The organism is Streptomyces sp. NPDC058469 (genome assembly GCF_042721125.1).
In the GTDB taxonomy this organism is placed as follows: domain Bacteria; phylum Actinomycetota; class Actinomycetes; order Streptomycetales; family Streptomycetaceae; genus Streptomyces.
In genome coordinates this window covers 28,032-38,980 of sequence record NZ_JBHXME010000048.1, presented here as the reverse complement: position 1 = coordinate 38,980, position 10,949 = coordinate 28,032, and the positions used below count along the sequence as shown (strand labels likewise).

Sequence of the window (10,949 nt, the reverse complement as noted above, 5' to 3'; positions counted from 1 at the left end):
GTAACACACCCCCACCGTGCTGGCGGGCTGGTAAGTGGGGGAGGTTTAGGTGGGGGCGGTGGTCGACTCGTTCCTGGATATGGTCGACCAGCGCATCGACGGCGCGGTGGAACGCCGGGTGCGCCGGCAGCTGGCCGAGCAGCAGATGGTGGTCGCCCGCGGCTCCCGCGCACCGCAGGGCACCGATTCCTGGGGCGAACGCTTCGGCTTCGGCATCGTCTCGATGGTCTTGGCGATCCCGCTGTCCGCGATCGGCGGCGGCATCGCCCACCTTCCCGGCCTGCTGGTCGCGTGGGTCGGCATCGTCGGCGTCAACGCCGTCCAGGCCGCCCGCACCAACCCGGGGCTCTTCGGCGGCCGACGCGCGAAGTCCTCCCAGGACAGTGAGTGGGAGGACTGAAGAGGACTGAACGGTGCTCGCGCCTGGGGAGTTGGGCCACTACAGGGCCTGCCGGGCCGTAGAAGAACGGCCGTAGAAAAGTGCGAGGCCGTGGAAAAGCTATGCGCGGGGACCGCCGCACCCCCCGTTGCCGGGAGGGCGGGACGACGGCGGTCCCCGCGAGGGACGCGTGCCGGGTCAGGGCCGGGCGTGCGCGTCCAAGGCGTCGGTGGAGGTCCGGGAGCCGCTCCGGAGGTCCGTGACGCCGTTTTTGTGTCGGCGAGGCGGGGAGCCGCTCCCGCCCTGCCGACACCCACTAATCTGCCCGACGCTTGTTAAGCGTGTGCTGCGTGGACGTGACGCGCTCGTACCACTTCCGCGAAGTCCACCGTTTTGGTGGGCAACCGCAAAGTCGCCGCCGTCACGGCCCGTTCACCGGACGTTTCCTACTGCTTCCCGCCCTTGGCGAGGAAGGACAGCAGGTCCTGCCGGCTGATGACACCGGTCGGCTTGCCCTCGACCAGGACGATCGCGGCGTCGGCGGCGCCCAGCACGGTCATCAGGTCGCCCACCGGCTCACCGGAACCGACCTGCGGCAGCGGGGCCGACATGTGCTTCTCCAGCGGGTCGGTCAGCGAGGCGCGCTGGGTGAACAGGGCGTCCAGCAGCTCCCGTTCGACGACCGAGCCGACGACCTCCGCCGCCATGACGTCGGGGTGACCGGCGCCCGGCTTCACGATCGGCATCTGCGAGACGCCGTACTCGCGCAGCACCTCGATGGCCTCGCCGACCGTCTCGTCCGGGTGCATGTGCACGAGGGACGGGATGGCGCCGTGCACCTTGTCGTTGAGGACGTCGGCGACGCGGGCGCTGGGACCCTCGTCCTCCAGGAAGCCGTAGTCGGCCATCCACTCGTCGTTGAAGATCTTGGAGAGGTAGCCGCGACCGCTGTCGGGGAGGAGGACCACGACCACGTCGTCCGGCCCGAGCCGCTCCGCGACCCGCAGCGCGGCCACGACGGCCATCCCGCAGGAGCCGCCCACCAGCAGCCCCTCCTCCTTCGCCAGCCGACGGGTCATCTGGAAGGAGTCCTTGTCGGACACGGCGACGATCTCGTCCGCGACGGTCCGGTCGTAGGCGGTCGGCCAGAAGTCCTCACCGACGCCCTCGACGAGATACGGCCGCCCGGAGCCGCCGGAGTAGACGGACCCCTCGGGGTCGGCACCGATGACCTGGACGGCCCCGTCGCTGGCGTCCTTGAGGTAGCGCCCGGTGCCGGAGATCGTCCCGCCCGTCCCCACACCCGCCACGAAGTGGGTGATCTTCCCCTCGGTCTGCTTCCACAGCTCGGGGCCGGTCGAGTGGTAGTGGGAGAGCGGATTGTGGGGGTTGGAGTACTGGTCCGGCTTCCAGGCGCCCGGCGTCTCACGGACCAGCCGGTCGGAGACGTTGTAGTACGAGTCCGGGTGCTCGGGGTCCACAGCGGTCGGGCACACGACCACTTCGGCGCCGTACGCGCGCAGCACGTTGATCTTGTCGGTGGACACCTTGTCGGGGCACACGAAGATGCAGTGGTACCCCTTCTGCTGGGCGACGATGGCCAGGCCGACGCCGGTGTTGCCGCTGGTCGGCTCGACGATGGTGCCGCCGGGCTGAAGCTCCCCGCTCTTCTCGGCCGCCTCGATCATGCGCAGCGCGATGCGGTCCTTCACGGATCCGCCGGGGTTGAAGTACTCCACCTTGGCCAGAACGGTCGCCTGGATGCCCGCGGTCACGCTGTTGAGCCTCAGCAGCGGGGTGTTGCCGACGAGGCTGATCATCGAGTCGTGGAATTGCACCGTTGTCTCCGGTTGCTGCAAAGAAGTGTCGTGAATGGTCCTGTCAGCGTAAGGCCCGGAAATGACGTTCACCGCCCGTTGAGATTGGACGACGTGCTGTTCGGGGCAAGGAGTGGATGACGGCTACGAGGAGGTGGCGGCGACGTATGACGAGGATGTCGAGGGCGCGGGTGGCCCGGCGGATCGCGGCCGGTGCGGCGTACGGCGGTGGTGGGGTCGGACTGGTGGGCGCGGCGGCGATCGGCCTGGTGCTGGCCGAGGTCCGCTTCGTGAAACGGCATGTGGGCAACGGCCATGGTGCGGGCAGCAACCATGTGCCGAGCGCGGACGGCCGGTACGGACATGTCTACGACACCCCGGGTGAACCCCCGATCCGGCTGACCATGCTCGGCGACTCCACGGCCGCCGGGCAGGGTGTGCACCGGGCGGCGCAGACCCCGGGCGCGCTGCTGGCCTCGGGTCTCGCGGCGGTCGCGGAACGCCCGGTCGAGCTGCGCAACGTGGCCCTCCCGGGCGCCCAGTCCGACGACCTGGACCGCCAGGTGGCGCTGGCCCTCGCGGACACCACTCGGGTGCCCGACGTCTGCGTGATCATGATCGGCGCGAACGACGTCACCCACCGCATGCATCCGACCCGCTCGGTCCGCCATCTGTCGTCGACGGTACGACGGCTGCGCACGGCCGGCGCCGAGGTGGTCGTCGGCACCTGTCCCGACCTGGGGACGGTGGAGCAGGTCCAGCAGCCGCTGCGCTGGCTGGCCCGCCGGGCGTCCAGACAGCTGGCGGCGGCCCAGACGATCGGCACGGTCGAGCAGGGCGGGCGCACGGTGTCGCTGGGCGACCTGCTGGGCCCCGAGTTCGCGGCGAACCCGCGTGAGCTGTTCGGCCCGGACAACTTCCATCCCTCGGCGGAGGGCTACGCGACGGCCGCGATGGCCATCCTGCCGACCGTCTGCGCGGCGCTGGGCCTCTGGCCGGCGGAAGAGGACCGCCCGGACGCGTCCCGCCGCGAGGGCTTCCTGCCGGTGGCCCGGGCTGCCGCGGAGGCGGCTTCGGAGGCGGGGACGGAGGTCACGGCGGCGATGCCGACCGGGCCACGGGGTCCGTGGGCGTTGCTGAAGCGGCGCAAGAGGAGGCGGGTGCAGGAGGCGTCGCCGGTTCACTCGTCCGTTTCGTCGACTTCTCGACCCACCGAGTCGGGTGGTGGGTGGGCATAGGTCGGGGGTCCAGGGGGCGGAGTCCCCTGGGACGGTCAGTGAGCCAAGCAAGCGCTTAGAAAACTGCGGTCAGGGTCACACAGCGATCCCCGTGACCTGTGCCATACGTACGGGTAACTTCCCAAGAAGCCCCCACATCACCGTACGTACTCCCACCCGCCACCCGACCACCGCCCCTCAACGAGGCGCTACGCGCCGCCCTTTCTTGCCTGGAGCCGTGATGCCCGAAGCCGTCATCGTCTCGACCGCCCGCTCCCCCATCGGCCGCGCCTTCAAGGGCTCCCTCAAGGACCTGCGCCCCGACGACCTCACCGCCACGATCATCCAGGCCGCCCTCGCCAAGGTCCCCGAGCTGGACCCGAAGCTCATCGAGGACCTGATGCTCGGCTGCGGCCTCCCCGGCGGTGAGCAGGGCAGCAACCTCGGCCGGATCGTCGCCGTACAGATGGGCATGGACCACCTGCCGGGCTGCACGATCACCCGTTACTGTTCCTCGTCGCTGCAGACCAGCCGCATGGCCCTGCACGCCATCAAGGCGGGCGAGGGCGACGTCTTCATCTCGGCCGGTGTCGAGATGGTCTCCCGGTTCGTGAAGGGCAACTCCGACAGCCTCCCGGACACGCACAACCCGGTCTTCGCCGAGGCCGAGGCCCGTACCGCCGAGGTCGCCGCGAGCGAGGGCGCGAGCTGGCACGACCCGCGCGAGGACGGCCTGGTCCCCGACCCGTACATCGCGATGGGCCAGACCGCGGAGAACCTGGCCCGGATCAAGGGCGTCACCCGCCAGGACATGGACGAGTTCGGCGTCCGCTCGCAGAACCTCGCCGAGGAAGCCATCAAGAACGGCTTCTGGGAGCGCGAGATCACCCCGGTCACGCTGCCCGACGGCACGGTCGTGTCGAAGGACGACGGGCCGCGCGCCGGCGTCACCCTGGAGGGCGTCTCCGGCCTGAAGCCGGTCTTCCGCCCCGACGGCCTGGTCACGGCCGGCAACTGCTGCCCGCTGAACGACGGCGCCGCCGCGGTCGTCATCATGAGCGACACGAAGGCCCGCGAGCTGGGCCTGACCCCGCTGGCCCGGATCGTGTCGACCGGTGTCTCCGGCCTCTCCCCCGAGATCATGGGCCTCGGCCCGGTGGAGGCGTCGAAGCAGGCCCTCGGGCGCGCCGGTCTCACCGTCGACGACATCGACCTGTTCGAGATCAACGAGGCGTTCGCGGCCCAGGTGATCCCGTCCTACCGCGACCTGGGCATCCCGCTGGAGAAGCTGAACGTGAACGGCGGCGCGATCGCCGTCGGCCACCCCTTCGGCATGACCGGCGCCCGCATCACCGGCACGCTGATCAACTCCCTCCAGTTCCACGACAAGCAGTTCGGTCTGGAGACGATGTGCGTCGGCGGCGGCCAGGGCATGGCGATGGTCATCGAGCGCCTCAGCTGACCAACTCCCCGTAGTCGCACGGGAACTTTGCGTCACCATCAGGCCCGGAACCCAGTAACCACCTGGGTTCTGGGCCGATTTGTGATCCAATCTCCCCCAGGATGTGACCTATCTCCCTTCGAAGAGGGATTTCCCCAGGTCAGGACCGTTTCACCACCAAACATCGGGCCCAAAGTCCTGCCCGTTTCGTGACGTTACGCACTGACAGCTGGTTAGTCCGCCCTTCAAGCTGATGTAGGAAGTCGGGGGTCGACTTTGAACCGGGAGTACGTCAGTGAGCGCCATGCCGATCGCTTTGCTGCTCACCACGGCCGCCACAGGCGCCGTGGGCGTCGCCGTCCTGCGCACCCTCTTGGTGCTCCGTCGCCAGGTAGCGGCCCTGCACACCGAACTGGCCGAGGGCCGGGCCGCCGCCGTGCGCGCCCTTGTGCCCGCCGCCCGCAGCCACACCGACGCGGATGAGATACGCGCCGCCGTGGCCGAGGCGCTGGCCGAGGAGCGGGAGCGGGAACTGGCCGAGGCGCGAGCCTTCTGGGCCGCCCAGGAAGCCCGCGACACCGAGGTGCCGACCCTGCTGGGTCTGCCCGACAGCGAGCTGTTCCTGCCCCGCCCGAGCGACTTCGCGGGCCTCGAACCGCTGGAGCCGGTCACCGAGCTGTCCGCGGACGCCGACGAGTTCGCCGGGGAGTCCCCCGAGCTGGCCGCCGCGCGCCGCCGCCACCCCTCCCACCCGGACTTCGTACCGGCCCAGTCACCCGTGGCGAACGACCACGAGCGCACGGTGGCGACGCTGGAGGAGCTGGCCGAGTCCGCCGTGGAACTGGCCGACGTCCGCCCCGGCCCCCTCGGCACCCTCGACGTCTACGTCTTCGTCGACGGCACCACCCTCTGCATGACCCCGGGCCACCGCGAAACAGCCGAACGCCTCGCAACAGCCCTCCGCGCCGGCGAAACCCCGTTCCTGCTGGGCGGCTCGGGAGTCTCCGGCGCCTACACGTTGACGTTCGCGTGCGGCCAGGAAAACGTCTACATCCTGGCGGACAGGGTCATAGCGTCACTTTGAATCCGGGGGCGTCACGGTGCTTCGTCGGGTGTGGGTGCGTGGGGGTTGCTCGCGCAGTTCCCCGCGCCCCCGGGTGGGGAAGCGCCAGGCGTCTTTTAGGGGCGCGGGGAGCTGCGCGACCAGCCACGACGCACCCGCAGTCGCAAGCGGACCTCAGACCCCCGCCCGCTTCTGCGCCTCCGCGACCAACTCCAGCGCCTCATCGACTTCGGCGTCACTCACCAGCACCAGCGCGAAGTCATGCACAGCAACGGTGATTTGATCCGCCGCGGCGAACATCCCCGCGTCAGGCATCTCCCGAGGCTCCACCCCGGGCTCCTCCACCAACTGCGCCCGCCGAGTCATTTCCCTGGCCAGCGCCAGCGCCTCCGCGGCAGCGCCCCGTTGCAAACGACTCTGCGGCGCGGCCCGAAGCCGATCGGCAAAGTGATCCACCGCTTGAGTCAACCGCGTCGTATCCACCACGCCGCGAGACTACGCGCCGTACCGGGACTGTTGCCAACGGGCGAACGCTCAGGCACGGTGACTTGAAGGACCGGCTTACATCCCATGCGTCCGGAGGCGCCGATGTCCCAAGTGTTCTCCCAGGAGACCCACCGTAATCTGCTCGCCCGCATCCCCCACTGCACCGGTCGTGAAGTATCCGACTGGCTGCGCACCGTCGACGAAGGCCCCGCCCTCTTCCGCTTCGAGGAGAAGGTCAGCTGGCTCCGCGCCGAGCACGACCTCGCGTACGGCCACGCCAAGGCGATCATTCACGAGTACGACCTGAGGAGGGCCGCGCGCAAACTGCTCTAGGCGCGCACCACAGACCGACCCACCACGGACATCATCACGGACATGACGAAGGGCCCCGGGAACGAACCCGGGGCCCTTTCGCGCAGATCACCGCTGCTACTGGCGCAGCCGCCAGTAGCTGCTGTTGAGGATCAGTTGTTGCTGTTGAGGATCGAGATGAGCCGCAGGAACTCCATGTAGATCCAGACCAGCGTCAGCGTGAGGCCGAAGGCAGCGAGCCACGCCTCTTCCTTCGGGGCGCCGTAGGCGATGCCGTCCTCGACCTGTTTGAAGTCGAGGGCAAGGAAGCACGCGCCGAGGATGATGCCGACGACGCCGAAGAAGATGCCGAGCGGGCCGCTGCGGAAGCCGAGGCCGTCACCGCCGCCGAACACCGCGAACAGCAGGTTCACGACCATCAGCAGCACGAAGCCGAGCGCGGCCGCCATCACGAAGCCGTAGAAACGGCGGTTCACGCGGATCCAGCCCGCGCGGTACGCGATGAGCACGCCGGCGAAGACCGCCATCGTGCCGATCACGGCCTGCATGGCCGCGCCGCTCGCGATGCGGTTGTCGACGACGCTGGAGACGACGCCGAGGAAGACGCCTTCCAGTGCGGCGTACGACAGGATCAGCGCCGGGACGGGCTTGCGCTTGAAGGACTGGACGAACGCCAGCACCATCGCGACCAGCGCGGCGCCGATCCCGATGCCGTACGAACGGTTGATGTTGGCGTCGTCGACCGGGAGCAGCGCCCAGGCGAGCGCGGCCGTGACGATCAGCGTGCCGAGGGTGGTGCCGGTGCGCAGGACGACGTCGTCCATGGTCATCCGGCCGGTGGTGGCCGGGGCCTGGGGCGGTGCACCCTGCTGCAGGTCCTGCTGGGCGTACGGGTTCTGCGCGTACGGGTTTCCCCCCGCGTAGGGGTTCCCCTGCGTGCCCACGGCGGGGCCCCCGGCCTGCGGCGCGGTGTTGAAGCCCGCGTAGCCGTTGTCGCGGCTGAAGCCCCGTCGCGAGAAGACCGGGTTTCTGCTCCTCATTTCACTCCTCCATGGCCGCCTCGCGCGGCCTTGGGCTCAAGAGTAATAGGTAGGCAAAGGATTGACCCTACCTCTTGGGGAGGATCTTCCCCTCGTCCTGCCAAGGTACGCGGTAGGTCGCACACCCTGCGAACACTGGTACCAAGCCGTGACGACCCCCTTGGAGCACCCTTAACCCTGTTCATCCAGAGGGAACCCGGTGTACGCCTCCGCAAGATCCGTCTCGGCTGCCCGCGAGGCGGCGATCCGCTCCAGCCGGGCCAGTTGGAGCCGCCCCTCGAAGGGCGTCGCGTCGGGCGCGCGGTGCAGAAGGCTCGTCATGTCGTAGGAGAACCGCTCGGCCTGCCACACCCGCCGCAGACAGGTGGCGGAGTACGCGTCGAGCCGTTCCTCGCTCCCCGTCTCCTTCTTGTACGTCAGTGCCCTCGCGAAGGTGACGACGTCGCCGACGGCGAGGTTGAGCCCCTTGGCCCCGGTCGGCGGCACGATGTGCGCGGCGTCGCCGGCGAGGAAGAGCCGACCGTGCCGCATGGGCTCGTGGACGTACGAACGCATCGGGGTGACCGACTTCTGGGTGATGGGACCACGGTCGAGCGTCCAGTCGTCGGTCTCGAACCGGCGCTCCAGTTCGTCCCAGATCGCGTCGTCGCTCCAGCTCTCGGCGTCCGCGCCCTCCTCCACCTGGAGGTAGAGCCGGGAGACGGACGGGGAGCGCATGGAGAGAAGGGCGAAGCCGCGCTCGTGGCGGGCGTAGACGAGCTCGTCGTGGGAGGGTGCGACATCGGCGAGGATGCCGAGCCAGGCGTAGGGGTACGACCGTTCGAAGACGCGGGTCAGTTCGGCGGGGATCGCGTTGCGCGCGACGCCCCAGAAGCCGTCGCATCCGACGACGTAGTCACAGTCGAGGAAGTCCTCACGCCCCTGGTACCGGAACCGAATACGCGGGCTGTCACCCTCGACCCCCTCGACGGCCAACGCCTCCGCCTCGAACAACAACGGCCCGCCGTCCGCGAGTTGAAGGGCGATCAGGTCCTTGCACACCTCGGTCTGAGCGTAGACCGTGACGCTACGGCCGCCGGTGAGGGCCGGAAAGTCCACCCGGTGCCGCTTCCGGTCGAACCGCAGCTCGATCCCGTCGTGCCGCAGCCCTTCCCGGTCCATGCGCTCACCGGCACCCGCCGCGCGCAACACGTCGACGGTGCCCTGCTCCAGGATCCCGGCCCGCTGCCGGTGCTCGACGTAGTCCCGGTCCCGGCTCTCCAGCACGACCGAGCCGATCCCGGCGTTGTGCAGCAACCGGGCGAGGAGGAGCCCGGCGGGGCCGGCTCCGATGATGCCGACGGTGGTACGCATCGGACGTTCCCTTCGAGCGTGAGCCGTTGCCTGGGGGTCGTTCCCGTTTGATCGACGTTCGCCTGGTGAAATTCTCTTCACTTCACCAATACAACCCAAGTCTCCGACCGCACAGGTCACCTGTCAACGGTCGGGAAGGGGGCGACGGGGACCGTCAAGGGGCTACTGCGGCAACACACCGTTCCCGCCAGTCACACCCAGTAACTGCGATGGTGCCCGGAGCCGGACTTGAACCGGCACGCCCGCGAAGGGGCAGCGAGGTTTAAGCTCGCCGTGTCTGCATTCCACCATCCGGGCAGGCCGTGGGCTCCGCATCGAGGTCACGAGCCTATCGGGACGCGCATCCCCAACAGCGGGCAGGCGGACCGATGTTGTCTTATTTTATTGATGTCTGAGGGTTCATCAGACCATGGAAAGAGCCATCAGCACTTGCCAACAGCCTTGCGTGCGGTCTGGGGGCTCGTATGCGGAATGACGGAATTTCACCGCCCGAACGAGGGTGCTCCACCGGTTCTTGACGTGAGGGGTCCCGGGGCGGACGCGGGAGTGATCTCGGGGGTCGTCGCCGAGGCCGTCGCGGAGGCCGTCTCCGGGTTGGTCCTCATCCCCAGGTATGACAGCGCCGAGCGCAGTCCGACTGAAGGCTGCCCCCGGAACCGGAACAGCGGGTGACTACACGGTGCGGTGGGGCCGAGAGGATGGGACATGTCCCCAGCAGTACCGTCGTCCCGACAGGAGCGCCCTCCGTGACCACCACCCCCATCGCCGACCGGACCACCTCCGTGGCCGCGCGCGCCACGGATCTTTCCAAGATCTACGGACAGGGCGAGACCCAGGTGGTCGCCCTCGACCGGGTCTCGATCGCCTTCCGGCAGGCCGAGTTCACCGCGATCATGGGTCCCTCGGGGTCCGGCAAGTCCACGCTGATGCACTGCGTGGCCGGCCTGGACACCTTCTCGTCCGGTTCCGTGCGCATCGGCGACACCGAGCTCGGCTCCCTGAAGGACAAGCAGCTCACCAAGTTGCGCCGGGACAAGATCGGTTTCATCTTCCAGGCGTACAACCTGCTGCCGACGCTGACGGCCCTGGAGAACATCACGCTCCCGATGGACATCGCGGGCCGCAAGCCGGACAAGCAGTGGCTGGACTCGGTGATCACGATGATCGGTCTCGCCGACCGGCTGAAGCACCGGCCCTCCCAGCTCTCCGGCGGCCAGCAGCAACGCGTCGCCGTGGCAAGGGCGTTGGCCTCCCGTCCCGACATCATCTTCGGCGACGAGCCGACCGGAAACCTCGACTCGCGCGCCGGCGCGGAGGTGCTGGGCTTTCTCCGCAACTCCGTACGGGAGTTGGGGCAGACGGTGGTCATGGTCACCCACGACCCGGTGGCGGCGGCGTACGCGGACCGGGTGGTGTTCCTCGCGGACGGACGCATCGTCGACGAGGTCTACGAGCCGACGGCGGACTCGGTGCTCGACCGCATGCTGCGTCTTTCCGGGGGCGGAACATCAGCGGCTGCCGCCGCGCGGCCCCAGACCCCCTGAGTTCGACGCCGAGGTCCGCACCTGCTGACGTTCGACGGACCTTCAGGAGTCCACTCCTGACGGCCCCTCAGTCGCCCTCTCCTGACGGCCCACCAGCCGCCGTCTCCTGACAGCCCCTCACTTCACCGTGCGGGCCCGGCTTTCATCGCCTCGGACCCCGACTTCGCAGCCCCGGCAGACGACTTCACCGCCAGGGCCCCCGGCTTCGCTGCCCGGCGGCGCCCAACTCCGCTGTCCCGGGCCCGACTTCACCGCCCCGGCATCCGACGCCGCCGCCCGGCTCGACCCTCGTAGACC

At 69.2% G+C, this 10,949-nt stretch carries 10 protein-coding genes and 1 tRNA gene; 6 read left to right on the top strand and 5 right to left on the bottom strand.

Going from position 1 to position 10,949, the window contains the following annotated elements; translation table 11 throughout:
* Window positions 1-79: 79 nt before the first annotated feature.
* Complete coding sequence (locus ACFWP5_RS21570) at window positions 80-400, top strand: hypothetical protein (protein ID WP_384158786.1); 321 nt, start codon at window positions 80-82, stop codon at window positions 398-400.
* Window positions 401-825: 425 nt separating this feature from the next.
* Here ACFWP5_RS21570 and ACFWP5_RS21565 read toward each other — a convergent pair whose 3' ends face one another.
* Window positions 826-2,217, bottom strand: coding sequence for a cystathionine beta-synthase (locus ACFWP5_RS21565; RefSeq protein WP_384158718.1), 1,392 nt, complete (start codon window positions 2,215-2,217; stop codon window positions 826-828).
* Between the two features lie 146 nt (window positions 2,218-2,363).
* On the opposite strand from ACFWP5_RS21565, the gene ACFWP5_RS21560 reads away from it, so the two are divergent.
* The 3 genes from ACFWP5_RS21560 (at window position 2,364) to ACFWP5_RS21550 (ending at window position 5,938) form a co-directional block, all read left to right on the top strand.
* Window positions 2,364-3,434, top strand: a complete 1,071-nt coding sequence (locus ACFWP5_RS21560; protein WP_384158715.1) for an SGNH/GDSL hydrolase family protein — start codon at window positions 2,364-2,366, stop codon at window positions 3,432-3,434.
* 220 nt (window positions 3,435-3,654) lie between these two features.
* On the top strand, window positions 3,655-4,875 hold the full coding sequence (locus ACFWP5_RS21555; protein WP_384158713.1) for an acetyl-CoA C-acetyltransferase: 1,221 nt from the start codon (window positions 3,655-3,657) through the stop codon (window positions 4,873-4,875).
* Window positions 4,876-5,158: 283 nt separating this feature from the next.
* Entirely contained in the window at window positions 5,159-5,938 is a 780-nt protein-coding gene (locus ACFWP5_RS21550) for a hypothetical protein (RefSeq protein WP_384158783.1), read from the top strand.
* Between the two features lie 153 nt (window positions 5,939-6,091).
* Here the strand turns inward: ACFWP5_RS21550 and ACFWP5_RS21545 are convergent, their stop codons facing one another.
* Window positions 6,092-6,403, bottom strand: coding sequence for a hypothetical protein (locus tag ACFWP5_RS21545; RefSeq protein ID WP_384158710.1), 312 nt, complete (start codon window positions 6,401-6,403; stop codon window positions 6,092-6,094).
* Between the two features lie 102 nt (window positions 6,404-6,505).
* On the opposite strand from ACFWP5_RS21545, the gene ACFWP5_RS21540 reads away from it, so the two are divergent.
* Window positions 6,506-6,736: a DUF4287 domain-containing protein gene (locus tag ACFWP5_RS21540; RefSeq protein ID WP_026178224.1), complete on the top strand. Its 231-nt coding sequence runs from the start codon at window positions 6,506-6,508 to the stop codon at window positions 6,734-6,736.
* A gap of 131 nt (window positions 6,737-6,867) precedes the next feature.
* On the opposite strand, the gene ACFWP5_RS21535 is transcribed toward ACFWP5_RS21540, so the two are convergent.
* The 3 genes from ACFWP5_RS21535 to ACFWP5_RS21525 all read right to left on the bottom strand — a co-directional run bounded on the left by ACFWP5_RS21535 (window position 6,868) and on the right by ACFWP5_RS21525 (window position 9,405).
* Window positions 6,868-7,755, bottom strand: a complete 888-nt coding sequence (locus ACFWP5_RS21535) for a Bax inhibitor-1/YccA family protein (protein ID WP_384158707.1) — start codon at window positions 7,753-7,755, stop codon at window positions 6,868-6,870.
* A 171-nt stretch (window positions 7,756-7,926) separates the two neighbouring features.
* The gene (locus ACFWP5_RS21530) at window positions 7,927-9,108 is read right to left on the bottom strand and encodes a 4-hydroxybenzoate 3-monooxygenase (protein WP_384158704.1); all 1,182 of its coding nucleotides are present in this window, start codon (window positions 9,106-9,108) and stop codon (window positions 7,927-7,929) included.
* Window positions 9,109-9,318: 210 nt separating this feature from the next.
* A tRNA-Leu gene (locus tag ACFWP5_RS21525) sits at window positions 9,319-9,405 on the bottom strand.
* Window positions 9,406-9,854: 449 nt separating this feature from the next.
* Between ACFWP5_RS21525 and ACFWP5_RS21520 the strand changes: the two genes are divergently transcribed.
* A complete protein-coding gene (locus tag ACFWP5_RS21520) occupies window positions 9,855-10,652 on the top strand; it encodes an ABC transporter ATP-binding protein (protein WP_384158701.1) in 798 nt (265 codons plus the stop codon).
* Window positions 10,653-10,949: the final 297 nt, after the last annotated feature.